Origin of the sequence: Citrobacter sp. TBCS-15 (assembly GCF_005280815.1) — a bacterium.
Classification (GTDB): Bacteria; Pseudomonadota; Gammaproteobacteria; order Enterobacterales; family Enterobacteriaceae; genus Citrobacter; species Citrobacter werkmanii.
This window is the reverse complement of the sequence record NZ_SZWK01000289.1, coordinates 198,138-216,801: the sequence shown is the minus strand read 5'-3', so window position 1 is coordinate 216,801 and position 18,664 is coordinate 198,138. Positions and strand designations below refer to the sequence as shown.

At 52.1% G+C, this 18,664-nt stretch carries 18 protein-coding genes and 1 pseudogene; 11 read left to right on the top strand and 8 right to left on the bottom strand.

All coding sequences use genetic code 11. The annotated features are described in order from the left end of the window. Window positions 1–64: 64 nt before the first annotated feature. The 4 genes and pseudogenes from FDW96_RS16860 (at window position 65) to plaP (ending at window position 3,491) form a co-directional block, all read left to right on the top strand. The gene (locus FDW96_RS16860; protein ID WP_137365984.1) at window positions 65–889 is read left to right on the top strand and encodes an SDR family oxidoreductase; all 825 of its coding nucleotides are present in this window, start codon (window positions 65–67) and stop codon (window positions 887–889) included. A gap of 41 nt (window positions 890–930) precedes the next feature. Continuing rightward, window positions 931–1,915 (top strand): annotated as a pseudogene (locus FDW96_RS16855) (LysR substrate-binding domain-containing protein). 162 nt (window positions 1,916–2,077) lie between these two features. Further along, on the top strand, window positions 2,078–2,140 hold the full coding sequence (yoeI, locus tag FDW96_RS26290; RefSeq protein WP_099045591.1) for a membrane protein YoeI: 63 nt from the start codon (window positions 2,078–2,080) through the stop codon (window positions 2,138–2,140). Continuing rightward, window positions 2,130–3,491: a putrescine/proton symporter PlaP gene (gene plaP / locus FDW96_RS16845; protein WP_003030167.1), complete on the top strand. Its 1,362-nt coding sequence runs from the start codon at window positions 2,130–2,132 to the stop codon at window positions 3,489–3,491. The genes yoeI and plaP overlap by 11 nt, the downstream gene beginning before the upstream one ends. Before the next feature lie 59 nt (window positions 3,492–3,550). Here the strand turns inward: plaP and sbcB are convergent, their stop codons facing one another. Beyond that, window positions 3,551–4,975 (bottom strand): exodeoxyribonuclease I, encoded by a 1,425-nt coding sequence (gene sbcB, locus FDW96_RS16840; protein WP_042307540.1) that lies wholly within the window; start codon window positions 4,973–4,975, stop codon window positions 3,551–3,553. 398 nt (window positions 4,976–5,373) lie between these two features. Here sbcB and phsA point away from each other — a divergent pair, with 398 nt between their 5' ends. From phsA to FDW96_RS16805, 7 genes are all read left to right on the top strand, one after another. Further along, window positions 5,374–7,647, top strand: coding sequence for a thiosulfate reductase PhsA (phsA, locus tag FDW96_RS16835; protein ID WP_137365982.1), 2,274 nt, complete (start codon window positions 5,374–5,376; stop codon window positions 7,645–7,647). Window positions 7,648–7,661: 14 nt separating this feature from the next. Further along, entirely contained in the window at window positions 7,662–8,240 is a 579-nt protein-coding gene (phsB, locus tag FDW96_RS16830; protein ID WP_137365981.1) for a thiosulfate reductase electron transport protein PhsB, read from the top strand. Then, a complete protein-coding gene (phsC, locus tag FDW96_RS16825; RefSeq protein ID WP_137365980.1) occupies window positions 8,237–9,004 on the top strand; it encodes a thiosulfate reductase cytochrome B subunit in 768 nt (255 codons plus the stop codon). The genes phsB and phsC overlap by 4 nt, the downstream gene beginning before the upstream one ends. A gap of 139 nt (window positions 9,005–9,143) precedes the next feature. Then, on the top strand, window positions 9,144–10,316 hold the full coding sequence (dacD, locus tag FDW96_RS16820) for a serine-type D-Ala-D-Ala carboxypeptidase DacD (protein ID WP_137366046.1): 1,173 nt from the start codon (window positions 9,144–9,146) through the stop codon (window positions 10,314–10,316). A 124-nt stretch (window positions 10,317–10,440) separates the two neighbouring features. Then, window positions 10,441–10,908: a DNA gyrase inhibitor SbmC gene (gene sbmC, locus FDW96_RS16815; protein ID WP_042307550.1), complete on the top strand. Its 468-nt coding sequence runs from the start codon at window positions 10,441–10,443 to the stop codon at window positions 10,906–10,908. Window positions 10,909–10,994: 86 nt separating this feature from the next. Beyond that, window positions 10,995–12,053: an FUSC family protein gene (locus tag FDW96_RS16810; RefSeq protein WP_038641701.1), complete on the top strand. Its 1,059-nt coding sequence runs from the start codon at window positions 10,995–10,997 to the stop codon at window positions 12,051–12,053. Between the two features lie 238 nt (window positions 12,054–12,291). Continuing rightward, on the top strand, window positions 12,292–12,627 hold the full coding sequence (locus FDW96_RS16805; protein WP_032939582.1) for a DUF496 family protein: 336 nt from the start codon (window positions 12,292–12,294) through the stop codon (window positions 12,625–12,627). 45 nt (window positions 12,628–12,672) lie between these two features. Here the strand turns inward: FDW96_RS16805 and FDW96_RS16800 are convergent, their stop codons facing one another. The 7 genes from FDW96_RS16800 to FDW96_RS16770 form a co-directional block, all read right to left on the bottom strand. Beyond that, on the bottom strand, window positions 12,673–13,539 hold the full coding sequence (locus tag FDW96_RS16800; protein WP_137365979.1) for an L-threonine kinase: 867 nt from the start codon (window positions 13,537–13,539) through the stop codon (window positions 12,673–12,675). Between the two features lie 92 nt (window positions 13,540–13,631). Continuing rightward, entirely contained in the window at window positions 13,632–14,846 is a 1,215-nt protein-coding gene (locus FDW96_RS16795) for an acetate/propionate family kinase (protein WP_079223603.1), read from the bottom strand. Beyond that, complete coding sequence (gene pduV / locus FDW96_RS16790) at window positions 14,831–15,283, bottom strand: EutP/PduV family microcompartment system protein (RefSeq protein WP_042307555.1); 453 nt, start codon at window positions 15,281–15,283, stop codon at window positions 14,831–14,833. Before pduV ends, FDW96_RS16795 begins: the two co-directional genes overlap by 16 nt. Window positions 15,284–15,287: 4 nt before the next feature. After that, window positions 15,288–15,638: a propanediol utilization microcompartment protein PduU gene (gene pduU, locus FDW96_RS16785; protein WP_032939586.1), complete on the bottom strand. Its 351-nt coding sequence runs from the start codon at window positions 15,636–15,638 to the stop codon at window positions 15,288–15,290. Continuing rightward, complete coding sequence (pduT, locus tag FDW96_RS16780) at window positions 15,638–16,192, bottom strand: propanediol utilization microcompartment protein PduT (protein WP_137365978.1); 555 nt, start codon at window positions 16,190–16,192, stop codon at window positions 15,638–15,640. Before pduT ends, pduU begins: the two co-directional genes overlap by 1 nt. 2 nt (window positions 16,193–16,194) lie before the next feature. Then, window positions 16,195–17,550: a cobalamin reductase PduS gene (gene pduS / locus FDW96_RS16775; protein ID WP_137365977.1), complete on the bottom strand. Its 1,356-nt coding sequence runs from the start codon at window positions 17,548–17,550 to the stop codon at window positions 16,195–16,197. Further along, on the bottom strand, window positions 17,547–18,659 hold the full coding sequence (locus FDW96_RS16770; protein WP_137365976.1) for a 1-propanol dehydrogenase PduQ: 1,113 nt from the start codon (window positions 18,657–18,659) through the stop codon (window positions 17,547–17,549). The genes pduS and FDW96_RS16770 overlap by 4 nt, the downstream gene beginning before the upstream one ends. Between the last annotated feature and the right edge of the window lie 5 nt (window positions 18,660–18,664).

Genomic DNA, 18,664 nt, shown 5'->3' with positions numbered 1-18,664 from the left:
GAATTGTCAGCCACCGTGGGCTGGCGTAGCCTTGCGTTATAGGCCAAAAGTCAGGAGAGAAGGCATGAAAAAGGTCGCAATTGTCGGGTTAGGTTGGTTAGGCATGCCGTTAGCCATGTCGCTGGCGGCGAGAGGCTGGCAGGTGACCGGCAGCAAAACCACATTAGATGGAGTGGAAGCGGCCCGCATGAGCGGTATCGAGAGTTACTCGCTGCGCCTGGAGCCTGAACTGGTCTGTGAGGCCGACGATCTCGACGCACTCATGGACGCTGATGCTCTGGTTATTACGCTACCTGCGCGCCGTAGCGGGCCGGGGGAGGCATTTTACCTGCAGGCCATGCAGGAGCTGGTGGACAGTGCATTGGCGTACCGGATCCCGCGGATTATTTTTACCAGCTCGACGTCGGTCTATGGTGATGTCCAGGGCATCGTGAAAGAGGGAACACCGCGTAACCCGGTCACCGCCAGCGGGCGTGTCCTGAAAGAACTTGAGGACTGGCTGCACAACTTGCCTGGCACCTCGGTTGATATTCTGCGCCTGGCCGGGCTGGTTGGTCCGGGAAGACATCCTGGCCGATTTTTCGCGGGTAAGACGGCACCAGATGGGTACCATGGCGTCAATCTGGTGCATCTGGATGATGTCGTTTCTGCCATCACGTTGCTGCTGCAAGCGCCCAAAGGGGGACACATCTATAATATATGTGCGCCTTTGCATCCGGCGCGTAACGTGTTCTATCCACAGATGGCCCGCCAGTTGGGGATGGAACCGCCGGAATTTCGCGGCGGTGCGGATAACGGTAAAGGTAAAGTCATTGATGGCAGCCGTATTTGTAATGAGCTTGGATTTGAGTACCAGTATCCCGATCCGCTGGTGATGCCGATGGAGTGACAGGCCAGCAGAGTGTCGCTGTATACCGCCAGGGGGCGAGTATGAAACCACTGCTGGACGTTCTTATCATCCTCGATGCGTTAGAAAAAGAGGGCAGTTTCGCGGCGGCGTCGGCAAAATTGTATAAGACGCCGTCTGCGCTTAGCTACACAGTCCATAAACTGGAAAGCGATCTTAATATTCAGTTATTAGATCGCAGTGGGCACCGGGCTAAGTTTACCCGCACCGGTCAAATGCTGCTGGAAAAGGGGCGAGAGGTATTGCACTCCGTCCGCGAACTCGAAAAGCAAGCCATTAAGCTCCATGAAGGCTGGGAGAATGAACTGGTTATCGGCGTCGATGATACGTTTCCCTTTTCCCTGCTGGCTCCCCTTATCGAATCTTTCTATCAACGTCATAGTGTGACGCGTCTGAAATTTATTAACGGCGTGCTGGGTGGCTCCTGGGATGCACTGACTCAGGGGCGGGCGGATATTATTGTCGGTGCTATGCATGAACCGCCAGCGGGGAGTGAATTTGGCTTTGCGCGGCTGGGCGTTTTGGAACAGGTGTTTGTTGTTGCGCCGCATCACCCCCTGGCGCAGGAACAGGAACCGTTACATCGGCGTACTATTCGACGTTTTCGAGCCATCGTGGTGGGAGAGAATGCGCATCAAGCGAACATCTCCGGCGTTCAGGTGTTAGACGATCAGGAAGCGATTACCGTTTTTGACTTCAAAACCAAGCTGGAGCTGCAAATTAGTGGTTTGGGATGCGGATATATTCCTCGTTATCTGGCGCAGCGATTTTTGGACAGCGGCGCGCTGATTGAGAAGAAAGTGGTCGGACAAATTCTGTTTGAACCCGTGTGGATAGGGTGGAATGAACAGACCGCCGGGCTTGCCAGCGCCTGGTGGCGGGATGAGATTTTAGCAAATAGTGCTATTGCCGGGGTGTATGTTAAAACGGATGCTGATAAATCAGTCAGTTGAGAAAAAATATTTTTTTACAGTTGCTTCAATCTCTTGTTATTTCTCCCCAAATTAGTGCAAAATACGCCGCTTGCAAAAAATGACATTAACCGACGTTTTAATACGCGTCGGTTATTTTTTTGCATCAAACCAATCATTCATAAAAGAGGCCGGGCTTCGTACCGGATAGATACTTACTTAAAAATCGACAGTTGTTGTCGCTGAGGATTAACAAAAAATGGGGCAATTTTTTGCTTACGCGACGGTTTTCGCCGTAATGGGGGATAACCATGTCGCATAACGCTACTCCAAACACCTCTCGCGTGGAATTACGTAAAACGCTTACGCTGGTTCCGGTTGTCATGATGGGCCTTGCCTATATGCAGCCGATGACGCTGTTCGATACATTCGGTATCGTCTCAGGAATGACCGATGGTCACGTCCCGACAGCTTACGCCTTTGCACTGATCGCCATCCTCTTTACCGCACTAAGCTACGGTAAACTGGTACGTCGCTATCCGTCCGCAGGCTCTGCCTACACTTACGCCCAGAAATCCATTAGCCCGACCGTTGGCTTTATGGTTGGCTGGTCATCGCTGCTGGACTACCTGTTCGCGCCGATGATCAACATTCTGTTGGCGAAAATATATTTTGAAGCGCTGGTGCCCTCGATTCCATCGTGGATGTTCGTGGTGGCGCTGGTGGCCTTTATGACCGCCTTCAACCTGCGTAGCCTCAAATCCGTCGCCAATTTCAACACCGTGATCGTGTTGTTGCAGGTGGTGCTGATTGCGGTGATCCTCGGCATGGTCGTTTATGGCGTGTTCGAAGGGGAAGGGGCCGGTACGCTGGCAAGCAGCCGTCCGTTCTGGTCTGGTGATGCGCACGTGATCCCGATGATCACCGGTGCGACCATCCTGTGCTTCTCGTTCACCGGTTTTGACGGTATCAGCAACCTGTCAGAAGAAACCAAAGACGCTGAGCGCGTGATCCCGCGTGCGATTTTCCTGACTGCTCTGATTGGTGGCCTGATCTTTATCGTCTCCACCTATCTGTTGCAGCTGTACTTCCCGGATATTTCGCGCTTTAAGGATCCAGATGCTTCGCAGCCGGAAATCATGCTGTATGTTGCGGGTAAGTTCTTCCAGGTAGGCGCGCTGATTTTCTCTACCATTACCGTACTGGCGTCCGGTATGGCGGCGCATGCAGGCGTTGCGCGTCTGATGTACGTGATGGGCCGTGATGGCGTATTCCCGAAAAGCTTCTTCGGTTATGTACACCCGAAATGGCGTACTCCGTCCATGAACATCATTCTGGTTGGTGCGATTGCTTTGCTGGCAATCAACTTCGACCTGGTGATGGCGACGGCGCTGATTAACTTTGGTGCGCTGGTGGCGTTTACCTTCGTTAACCTGTCGGTAATCTCCCAGTTCTGGATCCGTGAGAAGCGTAACAAGACGCTGAAAGATCACTTCCAGTACCTGTTCCTGCCAATGTGCGGTGCGCTGACCGTTGGCGCGCTGTGGGTGAACCTGGAAGAAAGCTCAATGGTTCTGGGCCTGATCTGGGCGGGTATCGGTCTGATCTACCTGGCTTGCGTGACCAAAAGCTTCCGCAACCCGGTCCCGCAGTACGACGAAGATATCGCGTAATAATTGCATTTAGCTGAAAAAAAACGGAGACATGTTCTCCGTTTTTTTATACGTGGGATTTATACAATCTCTTGCGCATATTGCCAGAGCGCTTTCAGCAGCGTCAGCTTCTCTTTGTTATCCGCATATTGCTGACTCAGCATCTGTAATTCATTGGCGTAATTTTGCAAAAACTCCGGCGTGAATACCTGACGACGATGGTCCAGCCAGCGCTGTTGTTCGGCTTCATCCAGCGTGCCGGGGAAGTTACGCGCACGGTAGTTAAACAGCAGCTTTTCAATGCGTTTATCGACAAAGGTGATATCCAGCGCCGGTAAATTGCGCGGTTCGGTTTCCAGAACGATTTTCATTGCGGCACGGTCGGCATCGCTGAAAAAGCCGTTGTACAGCTGGGCGTCTACGTTATCAGATGGCGCAAAGGGTTCCGCTTCGGCGAAGATTGCCACGACTTTGTCGCGTACCTGTGGGTTTTCGCGCAGAGTTTTGAGGTTATCCAGACAACGCTGGCGGTTAATACCAAGACGATCTGCATCTTCCGGGCGCAGGGTGTTCGCCTGTGCCAGTACCGGACATTTGTTGATGTGCACCAGTTTAACCGGAACCGCTGGGTTATCTCCCAAATCTGCCTTAGCGGTGTAGAGCCGCTCACGCAGCGCGTCACTGTCCATTTCGAGCAGTGGTGAAATATCACCGGCTAAGTCGACCATGATAACCGCGTTGCGATTCTCCGGATGCCAGGCCAATGGTGCCACCCAACTGGTGTTACCGCGCCAGGCGCCGAACATGCCCGAGACATGGACCAGCGGTTTCATCTGCGGCACATCAATTAGCGCCGCCAGTTTGTGCTTATTACGATGGCTATAGAGATACTCAAACAAACGTGGTTGGCGTGACTTGACTAATTGCGCCATTGCAATCGTGGCATACACATCGGCCATTGCATCGTGGGCATTGGCATGCTCAATCCCATTCGCTTTGGTCAAATGTTCCAGGCGAAAGCTGGGCAAGCCATCGTCGTTTTCCGGCCAGTTAATACCTTCAGGACGCAGGGCATAGCAGGCTCGCATTACATCCAGCAGATCCCAACGCGAATTATCGTGCTGCCAGCTCCAGGCATAGGGATCGTAGAAATTGCGATACAGGATGTTTCGCGTCACTTCATCATCGAAGCGCACGTTGTTATAGCCAAGAATGCAGGTTTTCGGCACGGTAAACAGGGCGTGAATACGCGCAGCAAAAGCAGCTTCATTTTCTCCCTTTTCACGTGCTTCCTGCGGTGTGATACCGGTAATCAGCACCGCCTCTGGCTGTGGCAGATAGTCGTCTGCGGGTTTGCAATAAAAGACTTCAGGTTCACCGATAATGTTGAAATCGTTATCTGTGCGGATGGCCGCAAATTGTGCGGGTCTGTCCAGCGCCGGATGGGTACCAAAGGTCTCGTAATCGTGGAAGAGAAAACCAGGTTGCTGCTTGCCGTCATTCATTGTTCAGTTATGTCCGGGATCAATTTAGCGCTTATCTAAGAATACCAAAAAATAGCGAGGGAATCAGCAAGAGGATTATCGATGCGGAATGACCTCCGCAAGAAAATTGCGCTGAACGAAGCTTTGAACGAATGGTTAATTATTTTCTCCTCATTAAAGGAAATTACTGGAATAAATTTTCTTAAAATCAGAACTTGGGAAATAAGTTAATTGATAACCATTATTGTTATTTCCATTTCGTTTTCTGTGTTCTGGAAACTTTAAAAGTCTTTTATAAACAACGGTTTCATATTTCAACTAATACGCTTGTATGCATTGTAATAAAATGTGAGTGAGGTTAAGAATTAATAATTTAAACTCCATATAATAATTGGATATATCTAATAACAGGAGGTTATATGAGCATTAGTCGGCGTAATTTTCTACGAGGGGTGGGTATAGGCTGCTCAGCCTGTGCGATAGGAAGTTTTCCACCAGGCGCACTGGCGCGAAATTCTCCCGAGCACATAAAAGGGAAAACATCCCTGACGCCAAGTTTGTGCGAAATGTGTTCTTTTCGCTGCCCAATTCAGGCTCAGGTAATTAATAATAAGACGGTTTTTATTCAAGGAAACCCTAATGCGCCTCAGCAGGGCACGCGTGTCTGTGCGCGCGGAGGGAGCGGTGTTAGCCTGGTCAACGACCCGCATCGTATTGTTAAACCGATGAAACGCACAGGACCTCGCGGGAGCGGTGAATGGCAGGTGATTAGCTGGCAGCAGGCATATAAAGAAATTGCCGAGAAAATGACGGCAATAAAAGCGCAGCATGGTCCCGAGGGGGTCGTATTCTCTTCCAAGTCCGGTTCGCTTTCTGGCCATTTATTTCATCTCGCGACGGCTTTTGGATCGCCGAACACGTTTACTCACGCGTCGACATGTCCCGCCGGAAAAGCGATTGCCGCTAAAGTTATGATGGGCGGCGATTTAGCCATGGATATCGTCAATACCCGTTATATGGTCTCTTTTGGCCATAACCTCTATGAAGGCATTGAAGTTGCCGACACGCATGAACTGATGACCGCGCAGGAAAAGGGCGCGAAGATGGTCAGCTTTGATCCCCGTTTGTCCGTCTTCTCCAGCAAAGCGGATGAATGGCATGCGCTTAAGCCTGGCGGTGACTTACCAGTGCTGATGGCGATGTGTCACGTCATGATCAAAGAAAATCTGTATGACGCAGACTTTGTGGCACGCTACACCACAGGGTTTGACCAACTGGCTGAGGCGGTACAAGAGACCACGCCGGAATGGGCGCAAAAGCTCGCTGATGTGCCTGCTGATGTGATTATCCGGGTCACCCGCGAAATGGCCGCCTGCGCGCCTCACGCCATCGTCAGTCCGGGTCATCGTGCGACGTTTTCGCAAGAAGAAATTGATATGCGGCGCATGATTTTCACCCTCAATGTGTTACTTGGAAATATTGAGCGTGAGGGCGGGTTGTATCAGAAAAAAGCGGCGGCAACGTACAATAAGCTGGCCGGAGAGAAAGTTGCTCCCGTGCTGGCAAAACCCGATGCCAAGTTACCCAAACCAACGGCGCAGCGTATCGATCTGGTTGCCCCGCAGTTCAAGTACATCGCGGCCGGCGGCGGCGTTGTACAGAGCATTATTGATGCCGTCTTAAATCAAACGCCGTATCCGGTGAAGGGATGGATTATGTCCCGACACAACCCTTTCCAGACCGTGACCTGTCGACCAGATCTGGTTAAGACTGTTGAACAGCTCGACCTGGTGGTCAGCTGCGATGTCTATTTAAGCGAAAGCGCGGCGTATGCCGATTATCTTTTACCTGAATGTACTTACCTTGAGCGCGATGAAGAAGTTTCTGATATGTCAGGGCTGAATCCAGCCTATGCCCTGCGTCAGCAGGTTGTAGAGCCTATCGGTGATGCGCGTCCGAGCTGGCAAATCTGGAAAGAACTGGCTGTTCAGTTAGGCCTTGGGCAATTCTACCCATGGCAGGATATGCAAACGCGTCAGTTGTACCAGCTTAATGGCGATCATGCGTTATCTGCTGAGCTACGTCAGAAAGGGTATCGCGAGTGGGGTGTTCCGCTATTGCTGCGCGAACCCGAAGCGGTGCGTCAGTTTGTGGCGCGCTATCCGGGCGCGGTTGCGGTTGATAGCGACGGCACCTATGGTGAACAACTGCGCTTTAAATCCCCGTCAGGAAAAATCGAACTCTACTCTGCGGAGCTGGAAACACTCCTGCCTGGCTACGGTGTTCCCCGCGCCCGCAATTTCGCGCTCAAAGGCGACAATGAACTCTACTTTATTCAAGGGAAAGTGGCGGTTCATACCAATGGCGCAACGCAATATGTGCCACTGCTGAGTGAGCTGATGTGGGACAACGCGGTGTGGATCCACCCGCAAACGGCCCGTGAAAAAGGTATCGAAAGCGGCGATGACATCTGGCTGGAAAATGCAACCGGTAAGGAAAAAGGCAAAGCGCTGGTCACCGCTGGTATTCGACCCGATACGCTATTCGTCTATATGGGATTTGGCGCCAAGGCAGGAGCCAAAACAGCCGCGACGACGCACGGTATTCACTGCGGTAATTTGCTTCCGCATGTCACCAGTCCGGTGTCAGGTACGGTGGTCCACACCTCTGGCGTTACGCTTCGTCGGGCATGAGAAAGGAGTACATCATGAATCAATCAACAAACCCTTATGTCATGCTGCATGACGAAAAACGCTGCATTGGTTGTCAGGCGTGTACGGTTGCCTGCAAGGTACTGAATGACGTGCCTGAAGGTTTTAGCCGCTTACAGGTGCAGATCCGTTCACCGGAACAGGAACCCGAGGCACTGTCCCACTTCCAGTTTGTTCGTGTTTCCTGCCAGCATTGTGAAGATGCGCCGTGCGTCAGCGTTTGTCCAACCGGTGCTTCATTCCGTGATGAAAACGGTATTGTGCAGGTGGATAAATCTCGCTGTATTGGCTGTGACTACTGCGTTGCTGCTTGTCCGTTCCATGTCCGTTATCTCAATTCACAAACGGGAATCGCAGACAAATGTAATTTCTGCGCGGATACCCGCCTGGAGGTCGGACAGTCACCCGCCTGCGTTTCCGTTTGTCCTACGGATGCGTTGAAGTTTGGTCGTCGCGATGATCCGGAAATACAGCACTGGATCAATCAAAAAGAGGTTTATCGCCAGCAGGATACGCGTAGTGGTCCGGTGAGTGTTTATCGGCGTAAAGAGATCCATCAGGAGGGTAAAGTATGAATTCTATCTGGGGAGCGGAGCTTAACTATGCGCCGGACTACTGGCCGCTGTGGCTCATTTATGCGGGCGTTATTGTGGTGCTGATGATTGCAGGGCTGATCACGCACGCGCTGTTACGTCGGATGCTGGCGCCGAAAACGGCAACCGGAGAGGAGCACCGGGAGTACCTCTATTCGCTGGCTGTTCGCCGTTGGCACTGGGGAAATGCGCTGCTCTTTATTCTGCTTTTGCTGAGCGGCCTGTTTGGCCACTTCTCTGTCGGGCCGGTAGCGTTGATGGTGCAGGTACATACCTGGTGCGGCTTCGCATTGCTGGCCTTCTGGATTGGCTTTGTGTTAATAAACGCAACCAGCGGCAACGGCTGCCATTATCGCGTGAAGTTAAACGGGTTGATATCACGCTGCCTGCTGCAAACGCGCTTTTATCTGTATGGCATCATGAAAGGCGAGCCGCATCCGTTTGCCGCAACGGCAAAGGATAAATTTAACCCACTGCAACAACTGGCCTACCTGGGCATTATGTATGCGCTGGTTCCGCTGTTGATCATCACAGGGTTGTTATGCCTCTACCCGCAGGTGGTAGCGGCAGGGCCGGTAATGCTGGTGCTGCATATGGCGTTAGCGATTGTGGGTTTGCTGTTCATCTGCGCACATATTTACCTGTGCACGCTGGGCGACACGCCAGGGCAAATTTTCCGCAGTATGATCGACGGCTACCATCGCCATCGCAGTCATCACGCAGAGACTGCGCCACGCAAAGGATAATTTCGCGCGCGGTTTGTCTCTGACAGCCTTGTATAACAGCAAGAAAATGTGTCTTGTGTCACATTTTCTTGCAATTTATTCAAGTTTGTTCGACAGAACTTCCGTAAAAAGAACGGCTATTTCTCCCTTTTCTGAGGACATACTGTTGAAACGCCGTTTGTTTATTGCCGCTTCACTATTCACGATGAGTTTTACGTCCGCCTGGGCGACCGATGCCGCCAGCTTCACCCCTCAGCCGCCTGCGATAAATGCCGGGGCGTGGGTATTAATGGATTACACCACGGGCCAAATTCTGACAGCCGGTAATGAACACCAGCAACGTAACCCCGCCAGTCTGACCAAGCTGATGACCGGCTATGTTGTTGATCGCGCAATCGACAGTAAGCGCATTAGTCCAACCGATATTGTCACCGTTGGGCGCGATGCCTGGGCGAAAGACAATCCGGTATTCGTCGGTTCATCCCTGATGTTCCTGAAACAAGGCGATCGTGTTTCGGTACGCGACCTCAGCCGCGGGCTAATTGTTGATTCAGGTAATGATGCCTGCGTGGCGCTGGCGGATTACATCGCCGGGGGACAACCGCAGTTTGTCGCGATGATGAACAGCTATGCGCAAAAGCTGAACCTGCAGGACACCCATTTTGAAACGGTCCATGGTCTGGATGCGCCAGGTCAGCATAGCTCTGCTTACGATCTGGCCGTATTGTCGAGGGCTATCATCCATGGTGAACCGGATTTCTACCATATGTACAGTGAGAAAAGCCTTACCTGGAACGGAATCACGCAGCAAAACCGTAATGGCCTGTTGTGGGATAAAACCATGAACGTTGATGGTCTGAAGACAGGGCATACGTCCGGGGCCGGGTTCAACCTGATCGCTTCCGCCGTTGATGGACAACGTCGACTGATTGCGGTTGTGATGGGGGCGGAGAGTGCGAAAGGGCGTGAAGACCAGGCGCGTAAGCTGCTGCAATGGGGGCAACAAAACTTCGATACGGTGCAGGTTTTGCGTAGCGGTAAGCAGGTCGGTACTGAACGGATCTGGTATGGCGACAAAGAAAAAATCAGCCTGGGCACCGAGCAGGATTTCTGGATGGCCCTGCCTAAAGCGGAAGTCGCTAACATTAAAGCAAAATATGTCCTTGATAAGAAAGAACTGGTTGCACCAATCGCGGCACATCAGCGTGTGGGTGAAATTGAACTCTACGATCGGGACAAGCTGGTGGCGCACTGGCCTCTGGTTACGCTGGAGTCCGTCAGCGAAGGCGGCGTTTTCTCGCGTCTGAGCGATTATTTCCACCATAAGGCGTAGTTATTTCCTGGAAAGCCTGACTGGCAAGAGTGCGAATCTGCTCACATAATAATCACTATTTGCTTGTGGCCGTAATACCTAAAAATTATACTGTATATAAATACAGTGTAATCGCGGAGGTTATATGGAGTACGAGATTAAGCAGGTCGATAAACGCAGGATTGCCGGTTTTCACATGGTTGGTCCGTGGGAACAAACGGTAAAGCAAGGTTTTGAGCAGTTAATGAAGTGGGTCGACGGGAAGCAAATTGTTCCGCTGGAATGGATAGCCGTTTATTACGACAATCCTGACGTTGTCCCGGCGGAGAAACTGCGTTGCGATACCGTGGTATCCGTGCCTGAAGATTTTGCGATCCCGGAAAATAGCGAAGGGGTGATCCTGACCGAAGTGGCGGGTGGCGACTATGCTATTGCCGTTGCGCGCGTTGAAAATCATGATTTTGCCACGCCCTGGTATCAGTTCTTTGACCGCCTGATGCAGGATACGACTTACGAAATAGCCGCTAAACCCTGCTTTGAAGTGTACATGAACAATGGCATGGAGGATGGCTACTGGGACATTGAAATGTACATACCGGTGCAGTCGAAGTAACTGTTTTTGATGCAAAACAGGATGATATTTTCAGGCAAAAAACGAGTACAATTTTGTTCTTTGCTATTCGCTGACGGAGTGCATGAGTGCGTGCCAATAAGTCACTGAGTCCTTTTGAAATTCGTTTGTATCGTCATTATCGTGTAGTGCACGGTATTCGCATTGCGCTTGCGTTTATTCTCACTTTTCTGTTGGTACGCCTGTTAAACATTCCTGAAGGTACATGGCCTCTGATCACGCTGGTGGTGATCATGGGGCCTATTTCTTTTTGGGGTAACGTTGTTCCCCGAGCTTTTGAACGGATTGGCGGCACGATCCTGGGTTCGGTGCTTGGGCTGGTGGCACTGCGTCTGGAGCTTTTTTCGCTTCCGCTAATGCTGATATGGTGCGCGGTGGCGATGTTTCTCTGCGGTTGGCTGGCATTGGGCAAAAAACCGTATCAGGCGCTGCTGATTGGTATTACGCTTGCCGTTGTAGTGGGCGCTCCCGCTGGGGATATGAATACGGCGTTATGGCGTGGCGGCGACGTTATTCTGGGATCGTTACTGGCGATGCTGTTTACCGGCGTGTGGCCACAACGGGCATTTATACACTGGCGTATTCAACTGGCGCATTGCGTAACCGGGTACAATCGGGTGTACCAGGCGGCGCTCTCCCCCAATCTGCTTGAACAACCGCGACTGGAGAAGCATTTACAACAGCTGTTGAGCGAGGTTGTCAAAATGCGCGGGCTCATCGTCCCTGCCAGTAAAGAAACACACATTCAAAAATCCATTTTTGAGGCTATTCAGACGGTTAATCGTAACCTCGTCTGCATGCTGGAGCTGCAAATTAATGCGCTCTGGGCCAGCCGTACCAGCCATTTTGTTATGCTGAACGCGCATACTCTGCGCGAAACCCAGCTCAGGACGCAGCAGGCGCTACTGACAATAACGCATGCATTATATGAAGGTAACCCGCAGCCAGTACTTGCCAATACGGAGAAGCTCAATGATACCGTGGTGGAGCTGCGTCAGCTTATCGCTGAGCATAAAGGTGATAATGTCGCGGAAACGCCTATTCACGGCTACGTTTGGTTGAATATGGAGATGGCGCGACAGCTGGAGTTACTTTCGCATTTAATCTGTCGCGCGTTGCGCAAATAAAGAGCAGATGAGGGGATTGGTTCTACTGCTGCTTCGATTCAGCAAAGATTAGAGGTATGATACTGAAAAAGGCTAAAACCATTGGTAACTGCAATGGCTTTACCCTCGATAATTCAGGTTTCAACCATGCATTGTCGATGCAGATGCAACTTGAAGTATGGCGGGCATGAAAGTAATGTTGACCCACTTTAGCCGTTGTTTTAACGAATCCGAATCTCACATTATCAGGGGTGTAAAAATGGAAACTACCAAGCCTTCTTTCCAGGACGTGCTGGAATTTGTTCGTCTGTTCCGTCGTAAAAACAAACTGCAACGTGAAATCCAGGACGTTGAGAAAAAGATCCGTGACAACCAGAAACGTGTCCTGCTGTTGGACAACCTGAGCGACTACATCAAGCCTGGCATGAGCGTCGAAGCGATCCAGGGCATTATTGCCAGCATGAAAAGCGATTACGAAGATCGCGTTGATGATTACATCATCAAAAATGCTGAGATCTCAAAAGAGCGCCGCGATATTTCTAAGAAGCTGAAAGCCATGGGCGAACTGAAAAACGGCGAAGCGAAAGCTGAGTAACGATTTATGCTTATGCTTGTCCGGGTCGCTGCTGCGCGGCGACCCTTATTGCAGTTCAACTCCGCCTGCGACCATCCGTAATAAATGCTGTTCCGGCCAGTGGGCCGTCAGTTTTTTCTGCGCCAGCATCCATTTAATGTAATCCACATCATGACGTGTTCTGTCCAGCATCAGGCCGACAACGCTGCCGCTGTGCGCGACGTTAACGCCGTATAAATCACATTCCTCTACCAGCGCTAAGAGCAAATCAAAATCTGGCTTCGGTAACAGCAACTGGCTGGCGACTGCGCTAAGCGTAGCGGCTTCGCCCAACCGGTAAGGGTTTTGGCTGATACAGGCATCCTGTACTTTTTCCCATGCCTGTTTGAGGGCCGGAGCGCCTGCCTGTAACCCGGCATGACGGGGAATACGGTGATAATCCGCAGTACGCAAGGTCTCCGGGCTTTCGAGAACCAACAGATCGAGTTGAGGCTGGGCTTCGCAGGCAATTTGCGTGGAGGCGTCGTTATGATCGAAAAGGGTAAGCTTACGAAAAACGGTGCTGTCGGTAGGCTCCAGCGAAACGCAAAGGTGCGCCAGCGTAGGCTCATCCAGGTGATGGCCCAGATGATGTGCTGTGGCGACAGCGGTGGCGGCAATATCTGCAGTGCTGCTGGCCATTCCTTTAGCGATGGGAATAGTTGACTGGACGTCAATTCGGATATCCTGACTCATCTGCACCGGGTACTGCCAGTGCTGCAATAGCCGATTAACCATCGCCCGTGAAAGTGGACGTTCCTCTGCCAGCGGCGAGCCTGAAGTGACCTCAACGGTGCTATACCATTCGACCGGGCAGGAGACTAATTTCTCACTGCCCAGAATCCAGCCCTGGATAAGTTCTCCGCACGATGCGGGACATTGCGCAACAGCCACGTCTTCACCTTTGTGATCAGCAATCTTCGGCGCATAGTGTCATGGCGATCATGCTATTACCATGATTTGCCGCAATTTGCGGTGCGGCAGCGCTAAGCGGGAATGCCCAATGTCACAGTTTCTGATATCGCTAAACGCATAACGTCCTGCGCTATCATCAGCTCTTCATTGGTATTAATCACCGCCACTTTAACCAGCGCATTTTCTGTCTGAATAAACGTGGCGTTTCGCTGATTTTTTTCTTCATCGACGGCCAGTCCCAGGAAATTCAGATTGCGACAAATTGCCGCTCGCGCTCGCGCTGAGTTCTCGCCGATCCCACCGGTAAACACTAGCGCGTCCAGACCGCCCATCTGCATAATATAGCTGCCAATGGTGGCGCGAATTCGCTCGGCAAAAAGCGTCAACGCCAGCGCCGCCTGATGATTACCTGCATCTGCGGCATGTTCAACATCGCGATAGTCAGGTGAGATGCCAGAGACACCGAGTAGTCCGGATTCATTGTTGAGCAATTGGTTGAGCTGCTGCGGTGTTTTGCCTTCGCGCAGGGCAATCCATGGCAAAATCGATGGGTCAATATCGCCGCTTCGCGTGCCCATCATTACGCCTGACTGCGGCGTAAATCCCATTGAGGTATTAACCGATTGCCCACCCTTAATGGCGCAGATGCTGCTGCCGTTGCCGAGATGGCAACAAACGACGCGCAGGGCGCTGAGGGGCACTCCCAGCTTTTCTGCAAGCTGGGCACTGACGTATTTGTGGCTGGTGCCATGAAAACCGTAACGACGAATACCCAGCTCTGAATAGTAACGCCAGGGCAGGGGATAAATAAAAGAAGGCTCGTCAAGAGTCTGATGAAAAGCCGTGTCAAAAACCGCAACGGCTGGCGTTTCGGGTAATAGCTGGCGAAATACCGCGATCCCCAGGGCATTTACCGGGTTATGTAGCGGCGCCAGTTCGGCAAGGCGATCGATTTCCGCCAACGTTTCATCAGTCACCAACGCGGAGTCTTTAAAAGATTCCCCACCGTGCGCAACGCGATGCCCTACGCCGTCAATCTCTTCCAGACTGCTGATAATATTGTGACTGAGCAGTTTTTCCAGTAACAGCGTCACTGCTTCACGGTGATCGGCTACGGGCAATGTTTCCTGCCATTTCTGCGCTGGCGTCTTAAGGGTGACCTGCGCATCAGACATACCGATACGTTCGATCAACCCCTGACAGATCATTTCACCTTGCGGCATCGCCAGCAACTGAAACTTAAGCGAGGAACTCCCCGCGTTAATGGCCATTATTTTGTGAGACATGAAAGTTCCTTTGCATTCAGAAAAATGAACATCTCATCGACCCCAGTATTCTCCAGCGCGCTGGTGACAAACACTTTTTGCGCGCCAGCCTCGATTAACCAGCTCTCAACGAGGGAAATGCGCTGCGGGTTGGCTAAATCGGCTTTAGTGACGAGGCCAATAACGGGTCGGTTCATTGGGCCGGTGAAACCGGGAGAAAATGGTGACCACGGCGCGTCAGCATTGAGGACCAGCGCGATGATGTCTGCTTCACAGGAGCTGGCCAGCAGCGCACTATACAGACAGCGGTTTTCAAGGTATTCGCCCGGTGTATCTATCGCTGTGGGCGACCAGACTATGGCCTGGGTCTTCTGATAGTGAAGCGCTTCTCCCCGCATGCATTGTGTGAGCGACGTTTTTCCGCACTGGCTGGGTCCGATTAGCATGATGCGTTTCATGAGATTACGTCCGGGTGATGGGGCAAGCGGTAAAACGCATCATTTCGCCCAGCGTTCGGGTTACCTGTTTCAGCGCGTACTCAACGGCGGAGACATCGCCCGTCAGTACCACTGCGCCGGTAAATCGGTCGAGAAAACCAATCTCTACCGCCCCGGATTTCGTGGCGATATCGCAGGCGATAATTGAGGCTTCGCTGGGGGTAATCGTCAAAATCCCGATTGCGGATACTGAATCCTGTAATCCCAGCTTCTTGAACAAATCTTTTCCGGGATTGGCGATAAGATGCGCCAGCGTGACCTGCTTGCCAGGAACATATTCCTGGATCATACGATCCGTGGTGGGCTGTCTTTCCATTATCCCTCCACCATCTGCCGCCACATGCTTTCATGCGGGCGAGGTATGACAGAACGATAAACCAACAGGCCTTTTTCACCCGCGCTTTCACTGGCAACCGTTACTGCGTTATTCACATCGGATACATCGCCAGCGACAACCATGTAGCACTTGCCGCCAATACCAAATGCCATGTGCACGCGAACCAATGTGACATTGGAAGCTTTAACTGCGCGATCCGCGGCACAGATACAGGCCGCCACGCTCCATGTTTCAACAATCCCGACGGCCTGACGCTTATCCACGCTATTTAACCCGCTGATCGCCGGGAGTACGCTGGCATGGATATTAGGCAGTACCAGACTGTCAACGAGCATATCGCCAGCAAGAGATGTACCAGTGGCTATCGCCTGCTGTACTGCGCCTACGTCACCACCAAGCATAAGCAGGAATTTTCCCGGGCAGATGGTCTTGCTGGCCAGTAAATTCACATTCGCGCTTTTTAACATGGCATCGCCAGCTTCCATTCCTTTGGCAATGCTGGTGAGTTCTAAGATCCCTATAGCCTGAGACATGATTAACCTCTTATTACCGTGATGGATTGCTCAGTGATTTCGCTGACAATACCGTCAATACTGGCGTGGACTGGCGCACCTAATGCGCCTGCCGGCACATCGGCAACGCATTGACCGCGAACAACGCGATCGCCTTGCTGTACACATGGGGTGGCGCTGGCACCAATATGCTGGCGTAGCAACAGCGTCGTTTTATCGGTGGAATAATCAGTCTCAGCCAGTGGCGCATCGTGATACCAGTCGCTAAGACCCAGTTTGGTAATAAGGCGCTTAACCGGGATCAACCGGTACTTCGCCATTTCATCCTCAGGATTTAGCGGCCCTTCATAACGATGGTTGAGCGCCCGTAATTCGTGTTTAAGCATGCGGTTGATTCGCATCGGCGATATTCCAACCGGACAGGCTACGCTTTCACAGACATTGCATTCTGAGCAGGTCAGGGCCGTGAGCAGCAGCTGTGGTGTGGCCGCCTGCTGATAATTAACCGCGCGAACCAGCAGGTGTGGTGATAATTCATGGCCGATTAAGTGCCTTGGGCACAAATCCGTACACAAACGGCACTGCTCGCATACGGTTTTTGCGACGGAAAGCACGGTGCGTTCATCCTGCATTCGCCGCTGAATCAGCGCATGAGATTTTGGTAAAACCAGCAACCCCCCGGTGGTTTTGCTGACGGGGGTATCCAGGGTGGTAATCAGACCGCCCATCATCGGGCCGCCATTAATAAATCCAGGATCGTCAACGGTTGCGCCTCCCGCCAGCGCCAGCACCTCGCGAAGTGACATCCCGATAGGGACAGTGAGAGTGATTGGTTTGGCGACTGCGCCGTTGACGGTCAGCGTGCGACGGGTAACGGGATATTGCTGTTCAACCGCTCTGGCGATGTTGAGCACGGTCTGGACGTTATTGACCACCACACCGACGCTGACCGGCAGTGCGGCAGGTGGGACCCTCCGGCCTGTTGCCATCCAGATGGTCAGCACCTCGTCACCGGCCGGGTAGACATCTGGTAAAATGTGTAACCGGATATCGGCAGGCAGTAGGGGAGCTAACGCATTGATAGCATTCTGGTATTTTTCTTTGAGCGCAATAATACCGGCACTGGCTCCGGTAGCCGTCATGGCATATTTAACGCCGCGAATAAGTCGACCTGCCTGGACGCTCATCAATTGCTGGTCAACTTTTAACATCGGTTCACATTCGGCGGCATTCACCAGAAATGTATCGACCTGCGCCTGTAATTTTACGTGTGCAGGAAAACCCGCACCGCCTGCCCCGACAACGCCAGCAGCCCGAACGCGTTCGCGTATCGTCTGCGCATCATAAAGCGTGGACTCTGCCGTCATGGCTGTATTCATAATAATTCCTCAAGCAGTTCCTGCATGGCACTGGCGTCGGCAACACGAGGATTGGTTTGCAGCGTGACATCAGCCAGCGCGGCCTGAACCATCGACGGTATACGCTGTGACCAGATTTGCTTTCCGTCTTTGAGCGCGTCAACGAAAGAAGGTAACGCACACTGTTTTTTGAGAAGCTCAATGTGATGAATGAGCGCATTCAGCGCAGCCGTATCGTTCGCATTATCCGGGCATAAATGGCAGGCTTTAGCGAAACGGGCATAGCGCTTCGCGGCCCTGGGGTCGCGGGCGTTAAAATGAATGACAGGGGCCAGCAGCAGCGCATTGGAAAGTCCGTGGGGCAGATGAAACTGGCCGCCTAACTGATGGGCGATCGCATGGTTTATCCCCAACCCCGCCTGACTAAATGCCATTCCCGCGAGTGTCGACGCGTTGTGCATTTTCCCCCTGGTTGCCAGACACTCGCCTTTGCTGACGGCGACGGGAAGGTACTGGAAGACGATTTGTGCCGCTTTTTCCGCCAGCGCGTCGGTGAAATCGCTGGCCTTCGTGGACACGTAAGCCTCCAGCGCATGCGTTAACACGTCCATGCCTGTATTCGCGGTGATGGCTGGAGGTACGCTGACAACCAGCGTTGGATCGAGGATGGCCATATCCGGGTAAAGCGCATTATTAAACAAGGGATATTTAATGCCTTTATCCGGATCGCTAATCACGCAGGCGCTGGTCACTTCCGAGCCTGTCCCGCTGGTGGTTGGAATAGCAACACAGGTTTCGATTTCAATACCGAACTGTCGGCTGAACCAAACGATGGCTTTCGCGGCATCCAGCGCTGAGCCTCCGCCAAAACCAATGACAACATCCGGTTGCAGAGACTGCATTTGCGCAATCCCTTGCACCACCGTGCTAATGGTTGGATCGGGGGTAATATCGCTGAAAATGCTGATGCGATTATCCGCAGGAAGCGTGTTGCGCAGCTTTTCAATCACAGGAGAACGCGCAAGAAAACCATCGCAGATAATCCAGATATGCTTATTCGTGAAACGTTTGAGCACATCCAGGCTTCCCTGACCGCTGTACAATCGAGTTTGCAGTGAAAAGCTTTTCATAACGG

Bases quoted from the DNA above. Each gene is read 5' to 3' on its own strand.
- FDW96_RS16860 (WP_137365984.1), top strand. From the start codon at position 65: ATGAAAAAGGTCGCAATTGTCGGGTTAGGTTGGTTAGGCATGCCGTTA.
- plaP (WP_003030167.1), top strand. From the start codon at position 2,130: ATGTCGCATAACGCTACTCCAAACACCTCTCGCGTGGAATTACGTAAA.
- sbcB (WP_042307540.1), bottom strand. From the start codon at position 4,975: ATGAATGACGGCAAGCAGCAACCTGGTTTTCTCTTCCACGATTACGAG.
- phsA (WP_137365982.1), top strand. From the start codon at position 5,374: ATGAGCATTAGTCGGCGTAATTTTCTACGAGGGGTGGGTATAGGCTGC.
- phsB (WP_137365981.1), top strand. From the start codon at position 7,662: ATGAATCAATCAACAAACCCTTATGTCATGCTGCATGACGAAAAACGC.
- phsC (WP_137365980.1), top strand. From the start codon at position 8,237: ATGAATTCTATCTGGGGAGCGGAGCTTAACTATGCGCCGGACTACTGG.
- sbmC (WP_042307550.1), top strand. From the start codon at position 10,441: ATGGAGTACGAGATTAAGCAGGTCGATAAACGCAGGATTGCCGGTTTT.
- FDW96_RS16805 (WP_032939582.1), top strand. From the start codon at position 12,292: ATGGAAACTACCAAGCCTTCTTTCCAGGACGTGCTGGAATTTGTTCGT.
- FDW96_RS16795 (WP_079223603.1), bottom strand. From the start codon at position 14,846: ATGTCTCACAAAATAATGGCCATTAACGCGGGGAGTTCCTCGCTTAAG.
- pduV (WP_042307555.1), bottom strand. From the start codon at position 15,283: ATGAAACGCATCATGCTAATCGGACCCAGCCAGTGCGGAAAAACGTCG.
- pduU (WP_032939586.1), bottom strand. From the start codon at position 15,638: ATGGAAAGACAGCCCACCACGGATCGTATGATCCAGGAATATGTTCCT.
- pduT (WP_137365978.1), bottom strand. From the start codon at position 16,192: ATGTCTCAGGCTATAGGGATCTTAGAACTCACCAGCATTGCCAAAGGA.
- pduS (WP_137365977.1), bottom strand. From the start codon at position 17,550: ATGAATACAGCCATGACGGCAGAGTCCACGCTTTATGATGCGCAGACG.
- FDW96_RS16770 (WP_137365976.1), bottom strand. From the start codon at position 18,659: ATGAAAAGCTTTTCACTGCAAACTCGATTGTACAGCGGTCAGGGAAGC.